Source organism: Rudaea sp. 3F27F6 (assembly GCF_005503555.1).
Lineage (GTDB): Bacteria > Pseudomonadota > Gammaproteobacteria > Xanthomonadales > Rhodanobacteraceae > Rudaea.
Genome location: NZ_SCNG01000002.1, coordinates 273,197 through 299,774 on the forward strand (window position 1 = coordinate 273,197; position 26,578 = coordinate 299,774).

At 63.3% G+C, this 26,578-nt stretch carries 20 protein-coding genes and 2 pseudogenes; 11 read left to right on the top strand and 11 right to left on the bottom strand.

From position 1 onward, the window contains the following. Positions 1-54 precede the first annotated feature (54 nt). A complete protein-coding gene (locus FFS30_RS09075; RefSeq protein WP_171014538.1) occupies positions 55-507 on the bottom strand; it encodes a nuclear transport factor 2 family protein in 453 nt (150 codons plus the stop codon). Positions 508-641: 134 nt separating this feature from the next. On the opposite strand from FFS30_RS09075, the gene FFS30_RS09080 reads away from it, so the two are divergent. From FFS30_RS09080 to FFS30_RS09115, 8 genes are all read left to right on the top strand, one after another. Then, a complete protein-coding gene (locus FFS30_RS09080; RefSeq protein WP_137912829.1) occupies positions 642-1,547 on the top strand; it encodes a LysR substrate-binding domain-containing protein in 906 nt (301 codons plus the stop codon). Between the two features lie 572 nt (positions 1,548-2,119). Next, positions 2,120-2,245 (top strand): type B 50S ribosomal protein L36, encoded by a 126-nt coding sequence (ykgO, locus tag FFS30_RS09085; protein WP_008215056.1) that lies wholly within the window; start codon positions 2,120-2,122, stop codon positions 2,243-2,245. A 211-nt stretch (positions 2,246-2,456) separates the two neighbouring features. Further along, a complete protein-coding gene (locus FFS30_RS09090) occupies positions 2,457-2,801 on the top strand; it encodes a hypothetical protein (RefSeq protein ID WP_137912830.1) in 345 nt (114 codons plus the stop codon). Further along, positions 2,798-3,832 (top strand): agmatine deiminase family protein, encoded by a 1,035-nt coding sequence (locus FFS30_RS09095; protein WP_137912831.1) that lies wholly within the window; start codon positions 2,798-2,800, stop codon positions 3,830-3,832. The genes FFS30_RS09090 and FFS30_RS09095 overlap by 4 nt, the downstream gene beginning before the upstream one ends. Further along, on the top strand, positions 3,829-4,713 hold the full coding sequence (locus FFS30_RS09100; protein ID WP_137912832.1) for a carbon-nitrogen hydrolase: 885 nt from the start codon (positions 3,829-3,831) through the stop codon (positions 4,711-4,713). Before FFS30_RS09095 ends, FFS30_RS09100 begins: the two co-directional genes overlap by 4 nt. 132 nt (positions 4,714-4,845) lie before the next feature. Then, positions 4,846-6,105, top strand: coding sequence for a TraB/GumN family protein (locus FFS30_RS09105; protein WP_137912833.1), 1,260 nt, complete (start codon positions 4,846-4,848; stop codon positions 6,103-6,105). After that, positions 6,102-8,588 (top strand): DUF349 domain-containing protein, encoded by a 2,487-nt coding sequence (locus FFS30_RS09110; RefSeq protein ID WP_137912834.1) that lies wholly within the window; start codon positions 6,102-6,104, stop codon positions 8,586-8,588. The genes FFS30_RS09105 and FFS30_RS09110 overlap by 4 nt, the downstream gene beginning before the upstream one ends. 305 nt (positions 8,589-8,893) lie before the next feature. Then, complete coding sequence (locus FFS30_RS09115) at positions 8,894-9,604, top strand: response regulator transcription factor (RefSeq protein WP_171014539.1); 711 nt, start codon at positions 8,894-8,896, stop codon at positions 9,602-9,604. 54 nt (positions 9,605-9,658) lie between these two features. Here the strand turns inward: FFS30_RS09115 and FFS30_RS09120 are convergent, their stop codons facing one another. From FFS30_RS09120 to FFS30_RS09150, 8 genes and pseudogenes are all read right to left on the bottom strand, one after another. Further along, positions 9,659-10,300, bottom strand: a complete 642-nt coding sequence (locus FFS30_RS09120; RefSeq protein ID WP_137912836.1) for a hypothetical protein — start codon at positions 10,298-10,300, stop codon at positions 9,659-9,661. Between the two features lie 71 nt (positions 10,301-10,371). Next, positions 10,372-11,070 (bottom strand): hypothetical protein, encoded by a 699-nt coding sequence (locus FFS30_RS09125; protein ID WP_212742447.1) that lies wholly within the window; start codon positions 11,068-11,070, stop codon positions 10,372-10,374. A 149-nt stretch (positions 11,071-11,219) separates the two neighbouring features. Next, positions 11,220-11,480, bottom strand: coding sequence for a hypothetical protein (locus tag FFS30_RS09130; protein ID WP_137912837.1), 261 nt, complete (start codon positions 11,478-11,480; stop codon positions 11,220-11,222). Between the two features lie 339 nt (positions 11,481-11,819). After that, complete coding sequence (locus tag FFS30_RS09135) at positions 11,820-14,876, bottom strand: efflux RND transporter permease subunit (RefSeq protein WP_137912838.1); 3,057 nt, start codon at positions 14,874-14,876, stop codon at positions 11,820-11,822. 147 nt (positions 14,877-15,023) lie between these two features. Then, a complete protein-coding gene (locus FFS30_RS09140; RefSeq protein ID WP_137912839.1) occupies positions 15,024-18,086 on the bottom strand; it encodes an efflux RND transporter permease subunit in 3,063 nt (1,020 codons plus the stop codon). A 160-nt stretch (positions 18,087-18,246) separates the two neighbouring features. Next, positions 18,247-19,041, bottom strand: a pseudogene (locus FFS30_RS24500) (efflux RND transporter permease subunit); the annotation flags it as partial. 180 nt (positions 19,042-19,221) lie between these two features. Beyond that, positions 19,222-21,720 (bottom strand): annotated as a pseudogene (locus FFS30_RS09145) (efflux RND transporter permease subunit); the annotation flags it as partial. Beyond that, positions 21,717-22,964, bottom strand: a complete 1,248-nt coding sequence (locus tag FFS30_RS09150; protein ID WP_137912841.1) for an efflux RND transporter periplasmic adaptor subunit — start codon at positions 22,962-22,964, stop codon at positions 21,717-21,719. The gene FFS30_RS09150 and the pseudogene FFS30_RS09145, both read right to left, overlap by 4 nt. 572 nt (positions 22,965-23,536) lie before the next feature. Here FFS30_RS09150 and FFS30_RS09155 point away from each other — a divergent pair. Together FFS30_RS09155 and FFS30_RS09160 are read left to right on the top strand one after the other, a co-directional pair. Then, the gene (locus tag FFS30_RS09155) at positions 23,537-23,878 is read left to right on the top strand and encodes a cytochrome c (RefSeq protein WP_137912842.1); all 342 of its coding nucleotides are present in this window, start codon (positions 23,537-23,539) and stop codon (positions 23,876-23,878) included. A 23-nt stretch (positions 23,879-23,901) separates the two neighbouring features. Beyond that, positions 23,902-24,255, top strand: a complete 354-nt coding sequence (locus FFS30_RS09160) for a cytochrome c (RefSeq protein ID WP_137912843.1) — start codon at positions 23,902-23,904, stop codon at positions 24,253-24,255. A 63-nt stretch (positions 24,256-24,318) separates the two neighbouring features. Here FFS30_RS09160 and FFS30_RS09165 read toward each other — a convergent pair whose 3' ends face one another. Then, positions 24,319-24,927 (bottom strand): NfuA family Fe-S biogenesis protein, encoded by a 609-nt coding sequence (locus FFS30_RS09165; RefSeq protein WP_137912844.1) that lies wholly within the window; start codon positions 24,925-24,927, stop codon positions 24,319-24,321. 141 nt (positions 24,928-25,068) lie between these two features. On the opposite strand from FFS30_RS09165, the gene FFS30_RS09170 reads away from it, so the two are divergent. Continuing rightward, a complete protein-coding gene (locus FFS30_RS09170; RefSeq protein WP_137912845.1) occupies positions 25,069-25,425 on the top strand; it encodes a 4a-hydroxytetrahydrobiopterin dehydratase in 357 nt (118 codons plus the stop codon). Positions 25,426-25,511: 86 nt separating this feature from the next. Here the strand turns inward: FFS30_RS09170 and FFS30_RS09175 are convergent, their stop codons facing one another. After that, complete coding sequence (locus FFS30_RS09175; RefSeq protein ID WP_137912846.1) at positions 25,512-26,453, bottom strand: RluA family pseudouridine synthase; 942 nt, start codon at positions 26,451-26,453, stop codon at positions 25,512-25,514. Positions 26,454-26,578 lie beyond the last annotated feature (125 nt).

Consider the following 26,578-nt stretch of genomic DNA (forward strand, 5'->3'; position numbering starts at 1 on the left):
CTGCCGGGCTCCGCACGCAGCATCGCACGGCGCCGCGCACGGCCTGCGCGCGGGCTAGAGATCGGCGCCGCTGAACGCGAACCAGCGTCCGTCGTGGAAAGTATACGAATCCACAAAGTGGACTTCCTTGGGATTGCCGGCCTTGTCGGTGGAACGCAGGATCGAATGCGCCGACGCGGCATCGCCGTGGATGAACACGATGGTTTCGAGCTTCGGCACTTCCTTCGACATGTCGGTGAGCTGGGCGACGCGCGAGATCACGTCCTCGCGCGTACGGACCTTTCCGGCCCGGCCCGAGGTTCGATAGTCCGGTTCGAGCAGGCATTCGAGGTATTTTGGATTGCCGCGATATTCCGCCGTGAGCCAGCCCTGTTCGATGCGCCGGATCGTATCTTCGTCCTTCTTCTGGTCGGCAACGACGGCGGCGGCGCAGTTGGCCGTGTCCGCCGCTGCGGCAAAAGAGGAGCACAAGGCCAGACTCAAGGCTAAGGTGGCTTGCAGTTTCATGGTTTCCTCGGTTCTCGTTGGGATTCGGATTCGCAGCGGGCCGCCGTGCACGGGGGCAGCGACCATGGCGAAAACTACGCCCGATGCACCGGCCGCACAACGAAAAAAACCGCGCCGACGTATAAAATCAGCTTATGCATTCGACGCCCGGCCCGCTGCCTCCGCTCAACGCCGTCCGCGCGTTCGAAGCCGCGGCGCGTCTCGGCAGTTTCACGCGCGCCGCGCAGGAGCTGTCGATGACCCAGGCGGCCATCAGCTATCAAATCAAGCAGCTCGAACAGCGCCTTGGCGTGATGCTGTTCCAGCGCCTGCCGCGCAAAATCGTGCTGACCCGCGACGGCGAACGGCTCGCGCCGGCGATCCTCGATGCGTTTTCCGGCCTGCGCACGGCATTCGCCCAGGCGCTGTCGCGCGCCCACAACGAACTCGCCATTACCTCGCTGCCGACGATCGCGTCGAACTGGCTGGTGCCGCGCCTCGGCGGCTTCCACCTCGCCCATGCCGAAGTCGCCGTGCGCCTCGACACCTCCATCACCCTGGCCGACCTGCAGCAGGGCGAATTCGATGTCGCCATCCGCAGCGGCCGCGGCGATTGGCCCGGACATACGGCGCATTTCCTGCTGCCGAGCCTGATCACGCCGCTGATGAGCCCGCGTCTGCGCGACGCGGCCGGCGGCCTGAAATCGCCGGCAGATCTACTCAAGCTGGCGCGCATCGGCCGTCCGCGCTGGTGGCAGCAGTGGTTCGAGGAAAACGGGGTAGACGTGGCTGAAACGGCACTGCGCGCCTCCCTGGATCTCGGCATCGAACAATACGAGATCACCGCGGCCATCGCCGGCCAGGGCGTGGCGATCAGCTCGCCGCTGTTCTTCCGCGCGGAACTCGAATCCGGCCAACTGGTGCAACCGTTCGCCCACGTCGCGCGCGATTCCAAGGACTACTGGCTGGTCTATGCGACCACGCGGGCCAAATCGCATGCGATCACGGCCTTCCGCACCTGGCTGCTGCGCGAAGCGCGGGCCGAAGTACCGGCGGACTGACGCTATTAATCCGGCACGATGACGTTTTGACCGTTCTCACCAAGCGCGGCCGCACAGCGCCAAAGTCGAAAAGTTCCAACCGTTCGCACCGAGCGTAGCCGCGCAGCGGCGAAGTCGACGTCTCGCACCAGCAGGCTTCGACTCCGCGCCTCCGGCGCTACGCTCAGCCCGAACGGATTCCCATACAACACCAGACGGATTCATTACACAGCACTAGACGGATTCACACACAGCGCCCAGGCGCATTCGTCCACAATGGACAAGCGCCACTGATCCGGCACGATGAAAATTGCAGCCCTTCGCACTGAAAAATTGCAGCGAAAAATTGCATCCGTTCGCACTGAGCGTAGCCGCACAGCGGCGAAGTCGAAGTGCCACCAGAATAGGCTCCGGTTCCGTAGCGGTCGGCACCCCCGATTGCATCTTCCTGTTCCTGCGAAGGAATAAACCAAAACCGGGAGGCCGCGGCGGTCCCGCGGCCAGGCAAAATTAGGGCTGTACGAACCCGATCCTTTTAGGATAGAATTGGCGGCTGCATACATTTGTACCGCCCTGATAGACGGAAAACTCCAATGAAAGTCCTGTCCTCACTCAAGTCCGCCAAGCAGCGTCATCGCGACTGCAAGGTCGTGCGTCGCCGCGGCAAAGTGTTCGTGATCTGCAAGAGCAACCCGCGTTTCAAAGCGCGCCAGCGCTGAGCCGGTCGCTCGGCGGTTCGCCGGCCGAACGCTTGTTGTGAAGGCCGCCACTGGGCGGCCTTCGCATTTTCGGGCTTTCCGGCGCCCCGGCACGGCGATCTTGCAACGGTCATATCGGCTTGGCACCATGATCCGCTCCGGCGGCCGCCCGCGGCCGCGAAGATCACAAAGCGCGCATTCCCGTGCGCTCTTCAAACATGAGGAAAGCCCCATGTCTCCGCGCCGCTCTCTTCTCGCTTTTGCCACCGCGCTGTCGGCCCTGTTCGCGATCGACGCCGCGCATGCCGATACCCTGCTGATCGACCGCGTTCGCCAGGAACGCAGCCACGTCATGCCCGTGCGCGGCCTGTCGATGGCCCAGGTCGAGCGCCAGTACGGCACGCCGGTGAGCAAGCTCACGCCGGCCGGCGGCGATTCGCGCTGGCATCCGACGATCAACCGCTGGGTCTATGCCGACTACACCGTCTACTTCGAGCGCGATCACGTGATCGACGCCGTGGCCAACCGCGCCTCGCCCGAAGAGATCGGGCCGAAGAACGCCGTGCAAAGCCGATGACGTCCCCGACCTTCCGCCTGCCTGCGGAGTGGGAGCCGCAGGACGGCGTGCTTCTGGCCTGGCCGCATGCCGGCACCGACTGGGCGCCGCGTCTCGAACAAGTCGAAACCACCTGTGCGGCGCTGATCGCGGCGATCTCGCGCTACGAACGCGTCGTGCTCTGCGTCGCCGACGCCGAAGTCCATGCGCGCGCCGAACGGGCGCTGCGCGACGCCGGCGCGCATAACGACAAGATCCGCTTCGTCGCCGTCGAATACGACGACACCTGGCTGCGCGATTCGGGGCCGATCACCCTGAGCGACGGCAACGGCCTGCGCCTGACCGACTTCCGCTTCACCGGCTGGGGCGGCAAATTCGGCGCGAGCCGCGACGACGCGCTGATCGGCAACCTGATCGTGCGCGACGTGTTTGCACCGGCCGAGCACGTGCGTGTGGACTGGGCGCTCGAAGGCGGCGCGATCGAATCGGACGGCGCCGGCACGATCCTGACCACTTGGCGCTGCCTGCACCAGCGCCATCCGGAACAAAGCCGCGAGGAAATGTCGCAGTTACTGCGCGACAAACTCGTTGCGCAACGCGTGCTCTGGCTCGAACACGGCTATCTGCAGGGCGACGACACCGATGCGCACGTCGATACGCTCGCGCGCCTCGCCCCGAACGATGCGATCGTGTTTCAGAGCTGCGATGATCCGAACGACACGCACTACGGCGAACTCGCGCGCATGCGCGACGAACTCGCCGCGCTGCGCACGCTGGACGGCAAGCCCTACCGGCTGCACGCCCTGCCCTGGGCGCAACCGATCCTCGACGACGGCCGCCGCCTCGCCGCCTCGTACGCGAACTACTTGATCGTCAATGGCGCCGTGCTCGTGCCGTCCTACGGCGACCCTGCCGACGCCGAAGCGGTGCGCATCATCGGCGCCGCCCACCCGGGCCGGGAAATCGTCGCGATTCCGTGCCGTCCATTGATCTGGCAGAACGGCAGTCTGCACTGCATGACCATGCAGCTGCCCAGAGGAGTATTGAAGTGAACAAGACACTGCGCGTCGCGCTGCTGCAGGAGACCGACCGCGGCAGCGCCGGCGCCAATCTCGACGCGATCGAAGCCGGCCTGCGCGAAGCCGCCGCGGCTGGCGCCAGGCTCGTGCTGCTGCAGGAACTGCACAACGGCGCGTATTTCTGCCAGCACGAAAGCGTCGCCGAGTTCGATCGCGCCGAACCGATCCCGGGACCGAGCACCGCGCGCCTCGGCGCGCTCGCCGCCGAACTGAAACTCGTCGTCGTCGCTTCGCTGTTCGAGCGCCGCGCCGCCGGCCTCTATCACAATACCGCCGTCGTCTTCGATGCTGCAAAAGATATTTGTGGAAAATACCGCAAAATGCACATCCCCGACGATCCGGCCTTCTACGAGAAGTTCTACTTCACTCCGGGCGATCTCGGCTTCGAGCCGATCGAGACCTCGGTCGGCAAACTCGGCCTGCTCGTCTGCTGGGACCAGTGGTATCCCGAAGGCGCGCGCCTGATGGCACTGGCCGGCGCAGATCTGCTGCTCTATCCGACCGCGATCGGCTGGGACCCCGGCGACGACGACGCGGAAAAATCGCGCCAGCGCGACGCCTGGATCACCGTACAGCGCGGCCATGCGGTCGCCAACGGACTGCCGCTGCTCGCCTGCAACCGCACCGGTTTCGAGGCGGCGCCCGACGGCGCGCGCGGTATCCAGTTCTGGGGTTCCAGTTTCGTCGCCGGCCCGCAAGGCGAGTTTCTCGCCGAGGCGTCGACCGACAAGCGCGAGCTGCTGATCGCCGACATCGACATGGCGCGCAGCGAAAATGTGCGCCGCATCTGGCCGTTCCTGCGCGACCGCCGCATCGACGCCTACGGCGATCTGCTCAAGCGCTATCGCGACTAAGACCGCGCCGCCGAAGCCGCCGACCTCGTTCCCGCGCCGGCGGGAGTCCATTTTGTTTCGCCGTCCCAAGAACGAAATCGAAAAGAATTCCCACTGGCAAAGGGCAATCACGATCCGACAAAGCAACCGATGATGAGCGAATCCAATCTCGCAACACCCGCCCCGACCGCCACCGACGAAACAGATTCGTCGCTGCAAGCCCAGCCGCTGGCGCGCATCACGCGCGACGGCGTCGAATACACCCTGCTCGGCACGGCGCACGTCTCGCGCGCCTCGGTCGCCGCCGTGCAGGAACTGATCGGAACGGAAAACTTCGACGCGATCGCGATTGAACTCTGCGACACGCGCTACCGCGCACTGCGCGACCGCGAAGCCTGGCGCAATCTCGACCTGCTGCAGATCATCCGCCAGGGCAAGGCCGGCATGGTCGCGGCGAACCTCGCCCTGTCGGCGTATCAGCGCCGCCTCGCCGAGCAGTTCGGCATCGAGCCGGGCGAGGAAATGAAAACCGCGGCCGAGCTCGCCGAAGCGCAGCACAAGCCGGTCTGGCTGATCGACCGCGAAGTCAGCACGACGCTCAAGCGTGCGTATCGCAGCGTCGGCTTTCTCGAACGCTTCGGCATTCTCGGCGGCCTGACCGCGAGCCTGTTCGAGCGCGGCGAAGTCGCCGAAGCCGATATCGAGAAACTCAAGCAAGGCGACATGCTGCAAAGCGCGTTCAGCGAATTTGCCGAGCAGTCCGAGCCGTTGTTCCGCAGCCTGATCGCCGAGCGCGACAGCTTCATGTCGGCGCGCCTGCGCGAGGAAAGCGCGAAGGCGCAACAATTCGGAACGCCGGTCAAGCGCGTCCTCGCCGTGATCGGCGCGGGCCATCTCGCCGGCATGACGCGCGAGATCGGCGTGCAGCAGGACGATCCGGCGACGCTGACCCAGTCGCTCAATGCGACGACGCCACCGTCGCAATGGCCGAAATGGATCGGCCTCGGCGTGCTCGCGGTGATCATCGCCGCGATCGCCTACACCTTCACGCGCGGTGCGCATTTCGGCGTCGAGGCGATCAAGGTCTGGGTGCTGTTCACCGGCGGCCTCGCCGCACTCGGCGCCCTGCTCGGCGGCGCACATCCGCTCAGCGCATTGACCGCGTTCGTCGTCGGCCCGCTCAAGCCGTTTCGTCCGCTCGTGCCGGTCGGCGCGGTTACCGCGGCGGTCGAGATGTCGCTGCGCCGGCCGCGCGTCGCCGATTTCGAGTCGCTGCGCGACGACGTGATCGACTGGCGCGGCTGGTGGAAGAACCGCGTTTCGCGCACCCTGCTGGTCTTCCTGCTGAGCAATTTCGGCATGGTCCTCGGCGAATATCTCGCCGGCATTCGCATCCTGAGCAAGCTGATATGAATCTCGCCCGCCTGTTGTTCAAACCCAAATGGCAGGACAAGAACGCCGACGTGCGCCGCACGGCCGTCACGTCGGGCAACGACCCGGACCTCGTCGCCGCGCTACCGCAACTCGTACGCGCCGATGCCGATGCGGGCGTGCGCCTTGCCGCACTCAAGCGTCTCGATGACTACGAGGCGTGGCGCGAGCGTTCGACCGGCGATGCCGATGCCGAGCTGCGCCGCACCGCGCGCAATGCCTATCTGACCCTGCTCTGCTCCAACGATGCACGCGTACCGGCGCTGCCGCGCCGCATCGCCGAACTCGACACGCTGAACGCGGAAGAGATGGAGCGCGTCGCCACACGCGCGACCGACCGCGATCTGCGCGCGAACGCACTCGAACGGGTGACACGGCCTGCCCTGCTCGCCGAGCGCGCCGTGACCGACCCCGATCCGGCGATCCGTCTCGCCGTGCTCGAACGCATCGACGATGCGGCCACGCTGGAACGCATCGCCGAACGCGCGCGCAAGACCGACAAGGCCGTCAACCGGCGCGCGCGAGAATTGGTCGAGACGCAACGCATCGGCCGTGGCGATGCCGCCGCCGTCGGACAGAAAGCACGGGCGTTGTGCGAACGCATGGAAGCGCTGGTGCGTTCGCCGGCGCACAGCGAAACGGTCTACGAGGCGATCGTGCGTGAATGGAACGCACTCGGCAATGCCATTCCGACCGATTTGCTCGCGCGCTACTGCGGTGCCGACGCGCTGGTAAGACAAACGAAAATCAACGTGCTGAATCCGCCGGTGCGCGAAGTCGCAGCGCCGGTGCAAGCGGAGACCGTCGAGGTCGTGGCGGCCGAACCGGCCGCGCCGACACCCGAGATGCTCGCTTCGCAGGCGCGCTTCGATGCGGCACTCGCAAATGCCGCGGCCGAAGCGCAGCGCGAGCGCGAACTGCGCCGCTCACACTTGCGCGAGATCGAAGAGCTGCTGCCGCAGTACACCACAGTGATCGAAGCCGGCACAGTTTCCGCCGCGCACGCCATGCACGATCGCCTGCTCAATCTGACCGCGATGGTCGTGCCGCTGCCGGCATCGCTCGAAACGAAATTGACGCCGCTGCACGAGCACTACGCCGAACTCAAACAGCAACAGTCCTGGGCCAACCGCCGTCGCCGCGAAATGCTCTGTGAGGACGTTGGGCAGCTCGCACAGTCCGGGCTGCATCCCGATGCGCTGGCCCTGCGCATACGCGAGGCGCGCGAGGAATGGCAACGGCTCGACGCCTCCGAAGGTATCACCGCAAAGGCCGAATCGAGTCTGGCGCGCCGCTTCCAGGCGCTCTGTCATCGCGCGCTGAAGCCGGCCAAGGCGTATTTCGACAAACGCAGCGAACTGCGCAAAGGGCACACGGGCGAAGTGGAGAAATTGCTCCAGGACGCCGCCGCGCTGTTGGCCGAAATCGCCGATTGGAAAGCCGCCGGACAACTGCGCCAGAAACTCGGCGACGCGCTGCGCTCGCTGGACGGCGTCGATCCGCGCTCGCGTACCGCACTCGCCAAACAGATCAAGGATGCGATCGCGAGCCTCACACCGCGGCTCGACGCACATGCAGACGACGTCGAAGCGGCGAAGAAGCGCCTGATCGTTCGCGCCGCAGCGTTGCAGCAGCAAAATGACGGCCGTAGCATCGCGCGTGACGCGCGCGAACTGCAGCAGCAGTGGACGGCGCTCGGTCACGGCCGCCGTGGCAGCGACCAACGTCTGTGGAACGAATTCCGCGGTGCGATCGACGCCGCCTTCGGCCAGCTCGACGCCGCGCGCAAGCAGCGCGACGACGAGGCCACGGCGCTGCGCGCGCAGGCGGAGGCTCTGCTCGGCGAGATTGAAACCTTGCGCGATGACGGCGCGTTGCCGGCCGAAGAAATGAAATCCAAACTGCGCGATCTCGATACGCGCTGGCAGGCGCTCGCGTCCGTCGACCATGCCTTCGAGCAGCGCTATCGCAAAGCCCACGGCGTCATCGAGTCTGGCCTGCAAGGCGCGGTGCGGCGCAAGCGTTTGCTGCGCTATACCTTGGCGATGGACAAATACGCGCTGCTGCGTTCCGTCGAAACCGGAACGCAGACGATCGAAGCGGTCGCACCGCAGTTCAACGAACCCGCGGTTCCGGCCGAATTCGCCAAGTCTCTCGAAGGCCGGTTCGCGCGCGCAAGCTCGCAACCGACAGCGGCGGACGAAGCCAGCGAGATGGCAGCGCGCGATCTGCTCGTCGAATTCGAATTCTTCGCCGGCATCGAAACGCCGGCCGAGGATCGTCAACGCCGCATGAGCTTCCAAGTGCAGCGCCTGGCCTCGCGCATGCGCGATCGCGGTGCGGCGACGCCGGAATCCGAACTGGCGCGTCTGATGCAGATCTGGTTCGCCCAGGCGGCTCAGCCCGCCGAGTTGGAACAGCGTTTCGTGCGCGCGGCGACCGCGGCGATCGAAACCTTGCCCTGAGCGGCGGCGGGCGACCGCCCCGCATCCGCCACGGCGAGCGTCGCCGGCCTCCTTCTTGCCGATGGGATCAGGTCTTGTTGGTGGAATTCGCACGAATTCTTCGATACGCTGCGCTCGGCGGTGTAGGTTTGCACGCAGCTTCTTGTGCCGGCCGGTTGGCGAACTTCGCCTCGCTTGCGCACATAGTCGACGCCGTGCCCATTTTCCGCCGCCGTAAGGTTTTTAGAAGGAAATACCGCACGGGCGCGAGCTAAGTTTCCGGAGTGCCCGTTCCACGGAGCGCACAGGGACTCAGGGAACGAACCGTGACTCGCATCGCGTTGATCAGCACGGACTTCGAACTACGCGCCACTTTGCGTGCTGCACTTCAACGCCGCGGTTTCGAAGTGACGATTTTCACCGACGTCGGCGAAGCATTGCCGAGGCTGGCGCGTGGCGAAGCCGCGCTCGCGATTCTGGACGTCGCCCGCGCGGACGATCCGGCAATCGCCGTTTCGCGGATTCGCCACGAACACGATCTGCCTTTGCTCGTGCTCGGCGACGATTCGGACGAAACCTGCTGCATCGCGACGCTCGAGGCCGGCAGCGACGACTTCATCGCGGCGCCGCCGCGGCAGCTCGAACTGGTCGCCCGGGTGCGCGCCCTGCTGCGGCGAATGAGGCATGCAGGCAAAGGAAAGGCAGCCTGCTACCGATTCGCCGACTGCGTCTTCGATACGGCCGAGCGCCGCGTGCACGGTCCGCAGCAGAAGTCGGTGCGCCTCACTCTTGCCGAAGGACGCCTGCTCACGATGTTCGTCGAATCGCCGCAGCGCGTGCTGACGCGTGAACGCTTGATTTCGGGGCTGCACGGCAGCGGCGAAGCGGTGTTCGACCGCAGCATCGACATGCGCGTGTCCAGGCTGCGGCGGCGCCTGCGTTCTGTGGGCGTGCCTGCCGGGATGATTTGCACCGAGCGCAACTTGGGCTACGTGCTGCAAACGGCCGTGGACCACGCTCCGCCGCTGCTATCGTGACATCGCGTTTGCGCTAAAACCGCAATCGCCGCGTCGCCGCGCGCAGCGGCTGCGCTAAGACACCAACTCGAAGCGGCCGCTGGCCGACGAATAGCGCACGGTTCTCGTCGAAACGCCGCCGGCGAACGGCACGACGAGCTTGCCGCTCATGCTCATCAGCGAAGCCGACGCTGACACGTTGATCACTTGGCCGGCGCTCACTCCGCTCTGCAGCCAGATCGTCACATTGTCGCTCGCGTTCTGTATCGTCGATTGCATCGCCGGCACCGTCTCCGCGTTGAGCGGCAATGCCGTACTCGACGCATTGCCGTTGACGTTGATCGTCTGAGCCAGTCCGAACAACAGAAAAGGCAACTGCGCCGCCGGCACCGTGTTGTCGACACGATACTGGTTGCTGCCGAGATCCTGCCTGCGCGTGCCGCTGCCGAAACCGCTGAGCGCGAATGGATAGCCGTAACCTCCGATCGCTGAAGTCGTCGTCATCGACGTCATCGTGCCGTTGCCCGTGCTCGACGAACTCGATGCGAACAACATGTAGTCGTCGGCCCAGCTCAGTTCGGTCGACATCATCGGCTGAGCCGCGGCCCAGACCACCGGCTTGCCCGCACCGACGTTCTTGACCAGCACGATGACTTCGTTCGCCGCGTAGATCGTCGGTAAATCGGTGCTGGAAATTTCCGCGATCAGCTTGAACATGGCGTGCCCCGGATTGGCTGGAAAAAAAGTTCCGCGCCGGTGAACGGCGCGGAACACGGACTTGATCGCAATCAGTGTAGAAGATTGGTATGCAAAGTCACCAGCTCGCTGTCTTCCTGCAGCAACGCCGTACCCTTCGACGCCGGCGCGAAGATGCCGAGGTTCGGATCGTACTTGAGTACGAGATCGGTGACCGAACCGCCGAACTTGGCGACACTGTAGTTGCCGGTGATTTGAGTGATGATCGTCTCACTCTTGAATGTCGACTGCAGCCAGATGTAGATGTTGGTGAACGGCGTCATCATGGCCGACTGGGTCGCGAGCACGGGCGTCGCCGAAATCGGCTTGCGGTCGGCCGGCTGCTGATTGATCAATGCCGTCTGCGTTAGGCCGAAAGTCAGCGCCGGATACGAACTGAACGGGACGTCGTTGTTGGCCTTGTACGAGCCCTTGGGCACGCTGCCACCGCCGAACGGCCCGGTGAACACCGTCGCGCTCGTGAACGAATAGTAGGCGCCGTCGACCGCGGGGATGTCCGTCTCGGACATCTTCGTGATCGTCGCTCCGTCCGTCATCTGCACGGTGGACGCGTAGATTCCGTACTGCTCGTCCCACTGAACTTCGGTGCTGACGAACGGATCGATCGATTGCCAGATCACGTTGGGCGAGCTGCTGTTGACCGGCTTGGCGAGCGTGATGCGCTGGCCCGCGCCCTTGATGATCGGCAGCACTTCTTTGTCGATGAGAAGCTGAAGTCTGTAGCTAGGCATGGCGAAAGTCCTCTATGCAACGAAGATGGAAGTTGGATGCGCACGATGGCGCGGTGTACGTCGTATGCGGCACTACGAACGGGTGAAACCCAGATGCGCGGCGAACGGACGCCGCTCCGCGCCCCTGTGGATCTGCGTCGGCGCAGGAGTTATTGCGCGTCCTTGAAGTCCGACGTCGCACCGGCGTGCCAGCACTGCATCGGTGCGGATTCGTACGACTTGCCGTTGTCGTGCTTGGCGGTGATCTTGTAGTGGAACTTCTTGTCCGTCGAAGGCAAGTCGGACTTGTCGAACTGGCCGCAGGAGAAAGTGCCGTTCAAGGAAGTTCCGGTGCCGTTGCTCAGCGAACCGCCGCCGCCGTTGATCGGATAGACATGCACGTTAGTGTAGTGACCGTCGGGAAAAGCCATGATGTGAACTCCGTTGATTGATTGGGAAATCGATCACACAATGGAGAGCAATTGCTTTGGTCGCCCGCTGTGCGATCGACGGGATAACCGTAGACCGCGATCATCACCGGCGCGTCACCGGCTCATGCCGATTTGTCACCGCGGTGACGAAACCGGCGCAGCGATACGCCACGACCCTGCGCCATCGGAAAGTCGTCGAACGGATCGAAGGCGTGAAAGCGAACCGGCTCCCGTCTCACGACGAGCGCAAGCGCACTCGGCGGAGTCGGCCGATGCGCATCGGATTTCTTATCGGCGACGCGGCGAGTTCTTCTTTGCTGGTGCGCCTGCGGCGGATCGTTACGCCGGGCGCCAGCGGCGCACGCGCGCGTCGCGCAGGACGCGCTTGGCCCACAGGCTCGCGTCGTCGAGCAGCGAGTAGATCGTCGGCAGCACGAGCAGACTGATCAGCGTGGAGAAAATCAGGCCGCCTGCGATCGCCCGCGCCATCGGATAGTACGGCGGTCCGTCGCCGCCGATCGCGGCACTGCCGAGGCACAGCGGCAGCATGCCGAGGATGGCGGTGCCCATCGTCATCAGGATCGGGCGCAGGCGGTCCTTCGCGCCCTGCACGAGCGCGACGCGCCGATCCAAACCGTCGTGACGCAGTTGATTGATGTGCACGATCATGACGATGCCGTTGTTGACCACAACGCCCATCAAAATCAGCACGCCGATCGAAGCCATGATCGAAAACGTCGTGCCGGTAATCCAGAACAGCCAGAACACGCCGAGGATGGAAAACAGGAACGTGGTCAGAATCGCTGCCGGATAGATCAGCGATTCGAACATCGCGCACATGACCACGTAGACGAGCACGAGCGCGATCAGCGTGTTCCACAACATCGTGCTGCCGGCTTCGTCCTCGCGGTCGAAATTCTGGCCGAAACTCCATTTGTATCCCGGCGGCAGTTCCATCTTGCTCATCGCCGCCTCGATGTCCTTGCGCGCATCTTCAGGTGTCTTGCCTTCGGCGAAGTTGGCGACGATGCCGAGAGTCGTCTGGCGATTGTTGCGGTCGATCGTCGCCGCGGCATTGTTGGTCGAGACATCGACCATCGACATCAGCGGCACCTGAGTCCCGTCGGCGCGGCGCAGTTTGAACTCGGAAAGCTTGTCGAGACTTTGCGTGTCGCTGCCGGCGAAGCGCAGCCAGACCGGGATCTGCCCTTCGCCGCCATGGAAGTCCTTGAGCTGGAAGCCGCGCAGCGCGATGCCGATGTACTGGGCAATGTCGCTCGCCGAGAAGCCCATCGTCTTGGCTTTCTGCCGGTCGATGCGCACCGAAAGTTCCTGGTTGCCGTTGTTCTGTGAAGCGCGTACGTCGCGCAGACTCGGCAGGCTGCGCAGGATCGGGATGACGCTGTCGCCGAGTTCGCGCAGTTGCGCGCCCGAATCGCCGGTCAGATTGATGCCGACCGTCGGCACGCCGCTGCCCTGCCCGCCTCCGCCGCCGAATCCGATCGTCACTTCGCCGACCGGCACTTTCGGCAGGTTCTTGCGCAGCGCCTCGGCGAGCACGTTGCTGTCGGCCTTGTCCTCGAGGAAGACAATCATCTCGCTGTCTCCCGTCTCGTTGTAGAAGTCGTAGATGCTCTTGATCTTCAGTTCCTGGCGGCGCTCGTTCAACCAGTTTTCGATGCGCGAATAGCTCTCGCGCAGCTCGCGCAGGTTGTACAGCCCGTTGTAGTTCATGCGCATGAACACGAACTTGGAATTGCCGCCGCCGTTCATGTCCACCTTGGTCTGCGTGATCGGCACGAAACTGACGACCATCAGCGCGATCACGCCGAGCGCGGTCCAGCGCCGGTGCGCCAGGGTCAACGCGATCAGTTTTCCGTAGCCTTCCTGGGCGCGCGTGATGACGGTCTTGCGGCCGATGAATTTCGGCGGCGGCAGCCGCGCGGACAACATCGGCACGAGGCTCACGGCGACCAGCCATGAAGCCAGGTGAGCGATCGCCATCGCCACCGCGACCTGGGTCAGATAAATGCTGATCTCGTTCTTTTCGCGCAGCACCATCGGCAGGAACACGATGATGCTCGCGAGGGTGCCCGCGGCGATCGCGATGCCGACGATCTGCGTGCCCTGCACCGCGCAGTACCAAGGTTTGTCGGGATACTTCTCGCGATATTGGTAGATGCTTTCGACGACGACGACAGCGTTGTCGACGAGCATACCGACCGCGAGCAAAAGGCCCATCATCGACAGAATGTTCAGGGTGACGCCGAACATCTGCATGCAGCCCAGGGTGATGATGAAACAGATCGGAATCGCGAGCGAAACCATCAGCGTCGACGGCCAGTCGCGCAAAAAGAAAAACAGCACGATGACCGACAACAAGGTGCCTTCGAGCCCGGCCTGGCTAAGCTGCTTGAGACTGTCGGTGACGCCGGCAGCCTGATCGTCGAACGCGATCAGCTTGAGATCGCCGATTTGACCGGATTTCTGGATGCGGTCGATTTCGGCCCAGACGCTGTGCACGGTATCGACGAGATTGGCCTGTCGCTCTTTGTATACCTTGAGGATCACCGAAGGGCGCTGATCGAGGCGCAGGTCGTAGTCCTTGCGTTCCGGCTTCAAAGTGACGTCGGCGATATCGCCAAGCTTGAGGCCGCGATCGTTGATCGCGAGGGAGCGGATGTCCTCGACGCTGCGCCACTCGCCCTGCGGCTGCACGTGATAGCGCAGATCGCCGTCCTTGACCAAGCCAGCCGAGGCGGAGAAGTTCGCGGTCGAAAGCTTGTCGTACAACTCGTTGAGGCTGACCCCGGCCGCGGTCAGGCGGTCCGAGGAAATCTCGATCTGCACTTCGCGCTGCTGCACGCCGAACAGGCGCACGCGTGCGACGCCCGGCACGCGTTCAAGCGGACGCTTGAGCTGGTGGTCGAGCAATTCGTAGGCGTTGTTGAGATCGCGGCCCGACGAAATCAGCATGCCGAGCACGGCCTGGTCGGCAGTCGCCCACTTCTGCACTTTGAAGCGGCGCAGATCGCTCGGCAGATCGGCGCGGATCGCATCGATCTTGTTGCGCGCCTCGACCGCCTTGATCGTCGCGTCCTGTCCCCACTTGAACTCGAAGCAGATCTGCGAGCCTTCCGGCCCCGAGCTCGAATTCATGTTCTTGATCCCGGTCAGAGTCGACAGCGCGTCCTCGATCGGCCGCGTGATCGTGCGCTCGACTTCGCTCGGCGTCGAACCGGGATACGGCGCGTCCACGCACATGAAGGGAAACTGGACGTCGGGCATCGCCTCGAGCGGTAAGCGGAACGCGGCAATCAGACCGACGACCATCATCGACACGAACACCATGATGACGGTGACGGGGCGTTTCAGGCTCATTTCGGCGAGTGTCATGCCGCGATCTCGAAAAGGGAATTGTCGACACGGATCAATGCGGACTAAAGAGCGTAAGCACGAATAAAGCAAAGACCGCCATACGCTTTATCCCTACCCCATCACGCCCCTATCCCCATTGATACGTGTCGAATGCGATCGGTTGCTTCACGCGGCGCGCAGGCGCGGCCAGCGGCGCTCGCGCGCATCGCGCAGCACGCGCTTCGCCCATTGGCTCATGTCGTCGAGCAGGGAGTAGATCGTCGGCAGCACGATCAGGCTCACCACGGTCGAGAAGAACAGGCCGCCGGCGATTGCGCGCGCCATCGGATAGTACGGCGGCCCGTCGCCGCCGATACCGGTGCGGCCGAAGCACAGCGGCACCATGCCGAGGATCGCTGTGCCCATCGTCATCAGGATCGGACGCAGACGATCGCGCGCGCCTTGGATCAAGGCCTCGCGTCGATCCATGCCGTCGTGGCGCAGCTGATTGATGTGCACGATCATCACAATGCCGTTGTTGACGATCACCCCCATGAGAATCAGCACGCCGATCGAGGCCATGATCGAGAACGTCGTACCGGTAAGCCAGAACGTCCAGAACACGCCGAAGACCGAGAACGCGAACGTGGTCAGGATCGCCGCCGGATAGATCAGCGACTCGAACATCGCGCACATGACCACGTAGACGAGCACCAGCGCGACGAGCGTGTTGATCATCATCGTGTTGCCCGCTTCGTCATCGCGGTCGAAGTTTTCGCCGTAGCTCCAGCGGTAGCCGGGCGGCATCTGCACGTTCTTCATCACCGCATCGACGCCCTTGCGCACTTCGTCGAGCGTGGCACCGGGGGCGAGATTGGCCTTGATTCCGAACGAGGTCTGACGGCTGTCGCGCTCGACCACGGACGCTGCGTTGCGCGTCTGCACGTCGACCATCGACATCAGCGGAATCTGTGTGCCGTCGGGGCGGCGCAGCTTGTAGTCGGACAACGAATCCAGGCTTTGCGCGTCGCTGCCCTGGAAGCGCAGCCAGACCGGGATCGGCGTGTCGCCGCCGTGGAAGTCCTTCAACTGCATGCCGCGCAGCGCAATCGCGACGAACTGAGCCACGTCGCTCGCACTGAATCCGTACGACTTTGCTTTTTCGCGATCGACACGCACGGCCAGCTCGCGATTGCCGCTGTCTTCGGTCGAGCGCACGTCGCGCAGGCCGGGCACGCTCTGCAGGATCGGAATCACCGTCGCCGAAAGGTCGCGCAGCACCGTACTCGAATCGCCGTTGAGCGAAAGCTGGATCGACGGATCGCTGTTGCCGTTGCCGCCGTTGAAGCCGAGCGTCACCTCGCCGATCGGCACCTTCGGCAAACCCTTGCGGATCGTTTCCGTAAGATTGGGATCGCGCTCCTGCTTCTCGTCGAACAGGATGTTGGTCATCGCATTGCCCTGTTCGTTGTAGAAGCTGTAGATGTTCTTGATCTTGAACTCTTTACGGTGTTCCTCGAAGTACGCCTCGACCGTCTCGATCGACTTCTTCAATTCGGGCAAGGTGTACAGAGCGTTGAGCTGGTACTCCAGATGCAATTGCTTGGAATCGTTCGACGGAAACATGTCGAACTTGGTATTGAACGCCGGAATGAAGCTGACGAGCAGCAAGCCGAGCAGACCGAATACGGTCCAGCGGCGATGGCGCAGGGTCGCTGCGATCGTGCGCGCATAGGCATCCTGCATCGAGTGAATCAAGCCGAGCTTGCCGATGAACTTCGGCGGCGGCAGCTTCGCCGACAGCATCGGCACAAGGCTGACCGCGACCAGCCACGAGGCCAGATGCGCGATCGCCATCGCCACCGCGACCTGGGTCAGATAAATGGTGACGCCGCTCTTCTCGCCGAGCACCATCGGCAGGAACACGATGATGCTCGACAGCGTGCCCGCCGCGATCGCAATGCCGACGACCTGGGTGCCTTGCACCGCGCAATACCACGGCTTGTCGGGATATTTTTCGCGGTACTGGTAGATGCTTTCGACGACGACGACCGCGTTGTCGACGAGCATGCCGACCGCGAGCAGAAGGCCCATCATCGACAGGATGTTGAGCGTCATCCCGAGCATCTGCATGCAGCCAAGAGTGATGATGAAACAAATCGGGATCGCGAGCGAGACCATCAGCGTGGACGGCCAGTCGCGCAGGAAGAAGAACAGCACGATGATCGAAAGCAGCGTGCCCTCGATGCCGGCCTTGGTCAGCTGCGACAGGCTGTCGGTCACGCCCTCGGCCTGGTTCTGGATGAAGTAGAGCTGGATACCGCTCATCTCCGGGTCCTGGCTGATGCGCTCCATCTCCTTGTTGACCGAGCGACCGACTTCGACCAGATTCGCGCTGCGCTCTTTGAATATGTCGATCGCGATCGCCGGGCGGTGATCGAGATGGCGCGCATAGTCGAGGCGCTTCGGCTTGAGTGTCACGTCGGCGATGTCGGAGAGCTTCAGGCCTTTGTCGTTGATCGCGAGATCGCGCACTTCGCCGATGTTGTGCCATTCGCCGACCGGCTGCACGCGATAGCGCAGCGTGTCGTCGCGGATCAGACCGCCGGCCGCCGAGAAGTTCGCGTTCGACAGGCGCTGGTAAAGATCGTTGAGACCGACGCCGGCCGCGGTGAGGCGGTCGGACGAAATCTCGATCTGCACTTCGTTCGGCGATACGCCCTGGATCTCCACACGCGCGACGCCCGGCAGATGCTCGAGCGGCCGCTTCACCTTGCGGTCGAGCAATTCGTAGGAATTGCTCATATCGCGGTTCGAGGAAACTCGCAGGCCGAGTACAGGCCGGTCGGAGCTTGAGAATTTCTGCACGAAGTAACGCTGCAGATCGCTCGGCAGGTCCTTGCGGATCGCGTCGATCTTCGCGCGCGCCTCGACCGCCTTGACCGCGATGTCGTGACCCCACTTGAACTGGATGAAGATGTCGGCGCCATCCGCACGCGTGACCGAGCGCATGCGCTGCACACCGGTCAGCGTCGACAGCGCTTCCTCAACCGGACGCGTGATCGTGCGTTCGATCTCACCCGGCGTCGAGCCCGGATAAGGGATGTCCACGGCCATGAACGGGAACTGCACGTCGGGTTCCGCTTCGAGCGGCAGACGGAACGCGGCGATCAGGCCGATCACGGTCATCGACACGAACAGCATGATCGCCGTGACCGGGCGCTTCAGGCTCATTTCGGCAAGCGTCATACGTTCGGTCCCGAGCCGACATAAAGAACATTCGACGCGGATCGGCGCGAATTTCTAGGCGCGCCGACAGAGACAAAGCAAATACCTGGCTTTGCTCCATCCGTGTTTATCGCTCTTGATCCGTGTCCATCCGTGGCAAATGCTTTTGTTCTTTGCGCGATCACAATGTCGCCCCATGCGGTGCAATCGGCGCTTCCTCGAGTACCGCCTTCGTCTTGCGCTCGCCGCGCTCGCGGTAGGCCGCGTCGCTGCGGCGGTCGAGCAAGTTGTAGACGACCGGAATCACGACCAGGGTCAGCAAGGTCGATATCGCCAGGCCACCGATCACGGTGATCGCCATCGGCGCGCGTACTTCGGAACCGTCGCCGAGACCTATCGCGAGCGGCAGGAAGCCGATCAGCGTACACAGCGTGGTCATCGTGATCGGACGCAGGCGCGACTCGGCCGCCTGTGCGATCGCATCGAGCTTGGCGACACCCTCTTCGCGCAACTGGTTGACGCGGTCGATCAGCACGATCGCGTTCTTCACCACGATGCCCGCGAGCATGATCAAGCCGATGAACACGACCACACTGAGCGGCGTGAACGTGAGCTTGAGCGCCAGCACCGCGCCGACCAAGGCGAGCGGAATCGAGAACATGATGACGAACGGGTGCAGCAGCGACTCGAACTGCGACGCCATCACCAGATAGACGAGGAAGATCGCGAGGCCGAGCGCGAAGACCAGCGACGACACCGAAGCGTCAAGTTCCTCGCTCTGGCCGCCGATATGCGTAGTCACGCCGGCCGCAAGCGGGTTGTCGCGGATGAGCTGGCGCACTTCGTTCACCGCCGTGCCGAGATCGCCGTAGTGCAGGTTCGCCGAAACGATGGCGACGCGCTCCTGGCTGATGCGATGGATTTCGCTCGGGCCGACGGTCGAGACCACCTCGGCCACCGAAGAGAGACGGATCGGCGCGCAGGTATTCGTCGACGAGTTCGAACTGCCGCTCGACGACGTATTGCCGCTGGTCCCGGTGCCGCTCGTCTGAGCGGACGAGCCCGTCGAAGCGGAGGACGTCGTCGAACTGCCGCCCGATGCGGACGAAGAACCGTTCGCACTGTTCGAGTTCGCCGCATTGCATTGCGCGTAACCCACGATCAGGTTGCGGATGTCGTCGACCGAGCCGCGCTGATTTTCCTGGGCGCGAACGAGCACGTCGATCTTGCGGTCGCGGAAGCTGTAGCGCGTCGCCACCGAACCCTTGACCTTGTTGACGACCTGGTCGGCAACCTGTTTCGTCGTCAGGCCGAGCGCAGCGGCGCGGTCCTGATCGAAACGGATCTGGATTTCCGGATAGCCGCCCTCGACGGTCGACTTCACGTCGGCAAAACGCGACGACGCGTTCATCAGGCTCGTCAGTTTCTTGCCGGCCTTTTCGAGCGACACGAGATCGTAGCCGCGCAATTCGATTTCGAGCGGCGTCGCGAAGCTGAAGAGCTGCGGCCGCGAGAACTTCACTTCGGAACCGGGATGCGTCTTCATGCTTGCACGCAGCGCGTCGGTCGCGGCGCGTTCGCCTCGTTCACCGACGCCCGATTTGAGCACGACCAGCAGGCGCGCGATGTTCTCGCCCGATTCGGTCGGCGTCGCATCGAGACGCGTGCCGGTGCCGCTGACGCCGTAGATCAGTTCGATATTCGGATCTTTCGCGTTCGCCGTTTCGAGTTCCTTGACCAGCGCGTCGGTGTCGATGAGCGCGGTGCCCGGCGGCAGCTTCACCGTCATCTCGAAACGGCCCTGAGCAAGCTGCGGAATCAGGTCCATGCCGAGCGTCGGAATCACGAGCAGACTGGCGACGAAAGCGGCCGTGGCGAAACCGAGCACGGCGAACGGATACGCCAGCGCTTTGGGCAGGAACGCGTGATAGGCGTGCGCGGCGGCGTTGTACGGCATCATGACAACGCGTCCAACGGCGCGCAGCACCGTGCCGACGATCTTGCCGACGACGCCGAAGATCGCAAATCCAATCAGGGCGAAGATACGCGGTAGCCACTGGAAGAACAGGGTCGAAATCGGCGAGATGATGCGCTTCACGCCGCGGCCGAAGCCGCTCGTCGGCTGCCAGCCCGGAGACGGCGGCTCGTCCTTGTAGGCAAGCGGCGCGCGGCCCTTGAGCGAGGCCAGCATCGGGATCAGAGTCATCGCCACGATCAGCGAAATCAGCATCGCAAACGTGACCGTCAACGCCTGGTCGCGAAACAACTGACCGCCGACGCCTTGCACAAAGACCAGCGGGAAGAACACGGCGACCGTGGTCAGGGTCGAAGCGATGACCGCCATCGACACTTCCTTGGCGCCCTTCACCGAGGCTTCGAGAATGCTGGCGCCGTGTTCGCGCATGCGCGCGATGTTTTCGAGCACGACGATCGAGTCGTCGACGACCATGCCGGTGGCGAGCGCGAGGCCGCCGAGCGACATCACGTTGAGACTCACGCCCGCCTGGCCCATGAAGAAGAAGGTCGTGATGAGCGAGATCGGCAGGCTCAACGAAATGATGAACGTGCTCCACGAATCGGCGAGGAAGAAGAAGATGATCAGGATCGCGAGCACGCCGCCGATGATCGCGTCGTTGCGCACGTCGTCGAGCGAGGACTGGATGAAGATCGACTGATCGTCGATCGTATCGAGCTTGGCGCTCGGCGGCAGGATGTCTTTGAACTTGGCAAGCTGCTTCTTCACCGCGGCGGCGACGCTGACCGTATTGCCGTCGCCTTCCTTGTAGATCGCGAGTTCGATCGCCTCGTGGCCGTCGACGCGCACGATGCCTTCGCGTTCCTTGAAGCCCTGGCGCACCTCAGCGATATCCTTGAGTCGCACCGGCACGCCGCCGTCGACTTTGATGAGCAGGTTGCGCATCTCGTCGAGATTGGTGAACTGATTGACTGTGCGCACGAGGTAGCGCTGCGAGCCGTTTTCGATGCGGCCGCCGGAAACGTTTACGTTCTCGTCGGTCAGACGCTTGGTCACGTCGGCGATATTGAGATTGAGCTGACGCAGCTTCTGCTGATCGATGTCGACGTCGACCTGGTCTTCGAGACCGCCGCCGACCTTGACCGCGGCGACGCCGGCAGTCGGTTCGAGGCGCTTCTTCAACTCGTCGTCGGCGAAGCGGCGCAACTGCTTCAACTGCGCTTCGTTGATGTCGCCCTTGCTGTCGCCGCCCATGCTGAGCGACAGGCGCATGATCGGATCGGTCGACGGATTGAAGCGCAGCAGCACCGGCTTCTTCGCATCGAGCGGCAACTGCAGCGTGTCGAGCTTGTCGCGCACGTCGAGGCCGGCCTGGTCCATATTCGTGCCCCAGGCGAACTCGAGGATCACGTCGGACTGGCCCGTGCGCGAGACCGAGTGGATCTTGCGCAGGTTCTTGACCACGCCGATCGCTTCCTCGACCGGCTGCGAAATCAGGTTCTCGATTTCCAGCGGCGCCGCGCCTTCATATTCGGTGCGCACCGTCAGCGTCGGGTAGGTCAGATCCGGCAGCAGATTGACCTTGAGGCCGAGCAGCGCGATGAGGCCGAATAAAACAAAGGTCAGCGTGACCATGCCGACGGTTACGCGTCGGCGCGTCGCGATCTCGACGATATTCACCCTTTGGCTCCGTCGGTCTTCGTCTGCGCGATCTGCTTGTCCTTCTCGGCATTGAGCACCTGCACCGCCGTGCCGTCACGCACTGCGTTGCGGCCGACCGTGATGACCTGCGTGCCCTCGTCGATGCCGGAGCGGATCTCGACCTTGTCGCCGTCGCTGTAGCCGATCTTGACCAGCTTGCGGTGAGCGACGAGACCCGGCGCGGCCGGCTTCTTGTCGTCGCCCTTGCCCGCATCGGCGACCTTGGCGTCGGACTTCTTCGCATCGTCCTTCTTGTCGCCGTCTTTCTTCGCATCGGCCGGTTTGTCCACGCCTTTCTCGACGACAAACACTGCGGTCTCGCCGTCTTCTTCGACGAGCGCGGAGCGCGGCACGGTGAGCGCATCGGCGCGCTGGTCGTAGACGATGCTGACGCGGCCGAACATGCCGGGCTTGAGCGTGCCGGTCTTGTCGTGGAATTCGCTGGTCACGCGGAACGTGCCGCTCGCCGAATCAACCACCGGCGCGATGCGCAGGATGTCGCCGGTGAATTTCTGCCCCGGCAGTGCATCGGCTTCGAGCGTGACCGGCTGACCGGATTTCAGGATGCCGAGCTGACGCTCAGGCACGTTGAGCACGGCCTGCAGCGGGTCCATACCGACGATGCGGAACAGATTCTGATTGACCTGGATCAAGTTACCGAGCTTGACCGAACGCTCGGCGATGACGCCGTCGACCGGCGCGGTGATCGTGGTGAACTGCAGGTTCAGACGCGCTTCCTCGTACGCCGCACGCAGGTTCTGCATGTCGTACTTGGCCTGGTCGAAATCCTTTTGCGCGATCAGCTGTTTCTGGATCGCCTTCTCGTTGTACGTGAAGCTCGCATCGGCCTTGCGCATCTGCGCCGCGGCCTGCGCCAGTTTCGCCCGCGCCGTGTCCTGTTCGAGCTGGGCGAGCACCTGTCCCGCTTTGACCGCCTGCCCTTCCTCGACGAACAATTTGATCAGCACACCCGAGGTTTTCGCCGCGACCTGCGCTTCGTGGTCGGCGGTCAGCGTCGCGGTGCCGTTGTAGCTCGCCGCAATCTGGCCGCGGCTCGCCTTGGCCGTCTCGACCGGCACCGCATTGACGACCTCGGGCTTCGCGTCCTTGGTGTCCTTGGCCTGCGCCGAATTGCTGCTGCCGCAACCTGAAAGCGACAGGGAAAGCAGGCCGGCTCCGCCAAGAGCCAACGCCATGCTAAGCAGATTTTTCTTTATTTTCATAGGGATGTGAAGAACGGGACAAGGATGAAAAAACAGGGATTGCTATGGTGTTATACTTAACTACATCACTAAGTTTTTAACAATCCCCCAGAAGTCATGGTCCGAAGAGTCTTTCGTCGGACGATTCCCCAGGGTTGATGAGTTAATGGCTGCGAGTAGCCAGGATCTCTGTCGTCGGATTCGGACGCTACCGTTGCCGCATCCGATCGGACCCAATCGTGCGGCAAAAATCCCGGCGATATGCTCCAAGCCTCCCTAGCTTGATCATGGATGCAGTTTCCCGACAAAAAGTTGCATGCGTAAGCGCCAGTAGTAATGGATTTCATGCGGCGACTTGCCGGTGCGGAAAACCATTCAGCGGGGATTGGGGAATCCGATCAGCGCAGCGGATTCAGCGCGGATCGTGGCGACCTCGTCGAGTCGACGACCAATCACTGCATCGCGCGCGTGCGGAAGCGCGCCGAGGCGCGCAATCGGGGTGCGATGTTCAGACTCTAGTTACCGATGCGGACGCGCTGATATACTTTCACGAGTTTTTTCTCATTTCTCTACAACATATCAGCCTCGTACTCATGACCAGACCGCTGCTTGCCTGTGCTGCCCTGACGATATTCGCCGCGACGTCCGCCACGTCCGCATTTGCCGCCGACGCCGCATCGAAGGGCGATGCCAAGGCCGGCAAAGAGCTGGTGTACACCTGCGGCGGCTGCCACGGCGTCACCGGTTACATGAACGCTTATCCGAACTACCATGTGCCGCGCATTGGCGGGCAGAACTACGACTATCTCGTCGCCGCTTTGACCGCATACAAGACCGGCCAGCGCAATCATCCGACCATGCGCGCTCAGGGTGAAAGCCTGTCCGACGAGGACATCAAGAACATCGCTACCTATCTTTCGAGCATCGCCAAGTGAACGGACCGGGACATCGACACGCCATGAAATTCGCCTCTGCCCTCCTCGTCGTCTGCGGTCTCGTGCTCAACGTTGCTCACGCGGAAAAGATTCCGCCGGAAAAGGTCAAGGAAAAGGCAGCCACTTGTGCCGCCTGTCACGGTGCCGACGGCAATTCCGACACGCCTGCGCAGAGCCAGTATCCGCGCCTGGCCGGCCAGTACCACGACTACCTCGCACGCGCGCTGCACGAGTACAAGTCGGGCGAGCGCAAGAACCCGATCATGGCCGGCATGGCCGCGCCGCTCAGCGACGCCGAAATCGACGCGCTCGCGCGTTACTTCGCTTCGATGCCGGGCAAGCTGGACGATCTGTCCAAGCACGAACAGGGCAACTGATCGCCACCTAGGCTGCATGCTCTCGTCATTCCCGCGCAAGGGCGGGAATAACGGCGGGAGAACTCAGCCTACAGCGCTGGCTCCGCTCTGTCCGCGGAAATACGGATTGTTGCCGCTCGCGTGATCGGTCGCATCGCGCACCGCGGTGATCTCGGGGAAATGGCTGCGCAGGGTCTTTTCGATGCCCTGCTTCAAGGTCACGTCGGCCATGCCGCAGCCATGACACCCGCCGCCAAACTGCAATAGCACGACGCCGTCGGCATCGGCATCGACGAGCCGTACGCGGCCGCCGTGTGCGGCGATTTGCGGATTGATTTCGCTGTCGAGCACGTACTGCACCCGGTCGCCGAGCGGGGCATCGTCCGCGGGCACCGTGCCCTTGATATGCGGCGCACGGATGGTCAATTGGCCGCCGGTCGCATTGACCTGATAATCGACCTCGGCTTCGGTCAGCCACGCCGCACTCGCCGCCTCGACGTAGACATCGAATCCGTCGCAGTCGAGGCGCACTTCGTCGCCGGCCAGATCGACCGCTTCGGCGTATTCGAGCACGCAGTCCGCCTTCGGCGTACCCGCGTTGACCGCCTTCATGCGTATGCTGAGCCCATCGATGTCCTGCTGTGCGAGCAGATGACGGAAGTAATTTCTGGCGCTGTCGGAAATGCGGATCATGTGTGGTGTCGTGGTCGCTGAGCGTTAACCAGTACCATTATAGTCCTCATTCGTTCATGCTGCGAAAACCGCGATATTCGTTGTGGCAAATCCGCGCCGTTGGTGGTGCAATCTCAAACAGTCGATCCGCCCCTCTTAATCATGTCTACTGCCAAAACCCTCCTCGCCGAACTTGCCGCCGAAAAATGCGTTCCCCTCAAAGGCCGCGAAAACGCCGCTACGCCCGAGCAGGCGCAAGCGTGGCTCGCTGCTTTGCCCGAGTGGCACCTCGGACCCGATGGCGCGGACATCCGCAAGGAATTCCGCTTTCCCGATTTCGTCCGCGCACTCGCCTTCGTCAACGCGCTCGGCTATGTCGCCGAGCGCGAAAACCATCACCCCGATCTGGAGCTTGGCTGGGGGCGCGTCCTCGTGCGTTTCTCCACGCACGACGTCGGCGGCCTGTCGCGCAACGATTTCGTTTGTGCGGCGAAAACCGAGACATTGCACAGCTCATAGCGTCGGATTTCATCGCGCCGAATCCGGCTGGCTATGAGCCTTGAGCCCGCGCCGGCCGCAGAAAGGATTTCTGCGGGGCTGACCGGCTACCGCAGCTTGCCTTTCCTCGACACTCCCCGCGGCAGCGCGTCGAGCACTGCGGCAAGATCGGGCGCCAGCGGCGCGGAAAAGCTGTAGCTCTTGCCGTCGAGCTCGAACTCAAATCGCGCAGCGTGCAGGAACAGGCGTTTCAAGCCGACCCCGCGCATGTTCTGATTGAAGCCCTTCTCGCCATACTTCTCGTCGCCCGCGAGCGGATGCTCGATGTGTTGGGCATGGACGCGGATCTGGTGGGTCCTGCCCGTAAACAGGGTCACCTCGGCCAGACTGGCGTCGGCATAAATATCGACGACGTGGAAACGCGTGAGCGAAGGCTTGCCGTCGTCGGCGACGCGGACCATGCGCTCGCCGCCCTGCAGGATCGACTTGCGCAAGGCCGCATTGACGTCGAAGCGCGCCTTGTGCGTATGACCTTTGAGCAGGGCGAGATACTGCTTAGTCGTCTGGTTCTCGCGGATCAGCGCCTGCAGACCGGTCAGCGCCGAGCGCTTTTTGGCAAAAACCAGCACGCCGCTGGTATCGCGATCGAGGCGATGCGCGAGTTCGAGCGTTTCGTCCGGCCGCGCAGCACGCAGAATTTCGATCGCGCCAAAGGTGACACCGCTGCCGCCGTGGCTGGCGACGCCCGACGGCTTGTCGATCACGAGAAAATCGCGATCCTCGAACACGATCGCCTGCTGAATCTGCTCGATCATGGCGTTAGGCGGCATCGCGCCTCCGCCCGGTTCGGCCGTGCGCACCGGTGGGATGCGCACTTGGTCGCCCGCCGCGAGCCGCGTACTCGGCTGGGCGCGCTTGCCGTTCACCCGTACCTGGCCGGTGCGCAGGATCCGGTAGATCAGGCTTTTCGGCACACCCTTGAGCTGGCCGTTGAGGAAATTGTCGATGCGCTGGCCGTCGCGGTCGTCGGAAACCTGAACGAAACGCACGCCGGAGCTCGTTCCTGCGCCCTCCTCGGCTTCGTTTTCAGGGGCGGATTTTGCTCGATCGGGCCTTGCAAGATTCATTGAAGTTCGCGTCCGAATTGGATTTTTTGCCGTTCATTGATACAATC

Bases quoted from the DNA above. Each gene is read 5' to 3' on its own strand.
- FFS30_RS09075 (WP_171014538.1), bottom strand. From the start codon at position 507: ATGAAACTGCAAGCCACCTTAGCCTTGAGTCTGGCCTTGTGCTCCTCT.
- FFS30_RS09080 (WP_137912829.1), top strand. From the start codon at position 642: ATGCATTCGACGCCCGGCCCGCTGCCTCCGCTCAACGCCGTCCGCGCG.
- ykgO (WP_008215056.1), top strand. From the start codon at position 2,120: ATGAAAGTCCTGTCCTCACTCAAGTCCGCCAAGCAGCGTCATCGCGAC.
- FFS30_RS09090 (WP_137912830.1), top strand. From the start codon at position 2,457: ATGTCTCCGCGCCGCTCTCTTCTCGCTTTTGCCACCGCGCTGTCGGCC.
- FFS30_RS09095 (WP_137912831.1), top strand. From the start codon at position 2,798: ATGACGTCCCCGACCTTCCGCCTGCCTGCGGAGTGGGAGCCGCAGGAC.
- FFS30_RS09105 (WP_137912833.1), top strand. From the start codon at position 4,846: ATGAGCGAATCCAATCTCGCAACACCCGCCCCGACCGCCACCGACGAA.
- FFS30_RS09110 (WP_137912834.1), top strand. From the start codon at position 6,102: ATGAATCTCGCCCGCCTGTTGTTCAAACCCAAATGGCAGGACAAGAAC.
- FFS30_RS09120 (WP_137912836.1), bottom strand. From the start codon at position 10,300: ATGTTCAAGCTGATCGCGGAAATTTCCAGCACCGATTTACCGACGATC.
- FFS30_RS09125 (WP_212742447.1), bottom strand. From the start codon at position 11,070: ATGCCTAGCTACAGACTTCAGCTTCTCATCGACAAAGAAGTGCTGCCG.
- FFS30_RS09130 (WP_137912837.1), bottom strand. From the start codon at position 11,480: ATGGCTTTTCCCGACGGTCACTACACTAACGTGCATGTCTATCCGATC.
- FFS30_RS09135 (WP_137912838.1), bottom strand. From the start codon at position 14,876: ATGACACTCGCCGAAATGAGCCTGAAACGCCCCGTCACCGTCATCATG.
- FFS30_RS09140 (WP_137912839.1), bottom strand. From the start codon at position 18,086: ATGACGCTTGCCGAAATGAGCCTGAAGCGCCCGGTCACGGCGATCATG.
- FFS30_RS09150 (WP_137912841.1), bottom strand. From the start codon at position 22,964: ATGAAAATAAAGAAAAATCTGCTTAGCATGGCGTTGGCTCTTGGCGGA.
- FFS30_RS09155 (WP_137912842.1), top strand. From the start codon at position 23,537: ATGACCAGACCGCTGCTTGCCTGTGCTGCCCTGACGATATTCGCCGCG.
- FFS30_RS09160 (WP_137912843.1), top strand. From the start codon at position 23,902: ATGAAATTCGCCTCTGCCCTCCTCGTCGTCTGCGGTCTCGTGCTCAAC.
- FFS30_RS09165 (WP_137912844.1), bottom strand. From the start codon at position 24,927: ATGATCCGCATTTCCGACAGCGCCAGAAATTACTTCCGTCATCTGCTC.
- FFS30_RS09170 (WP_137912845.1), top strand. From the start codon at position 25,069: ATGTCTACTGCCAAAACCCTCCTCGCCGAACTTGCCGCCGAAAAATGC.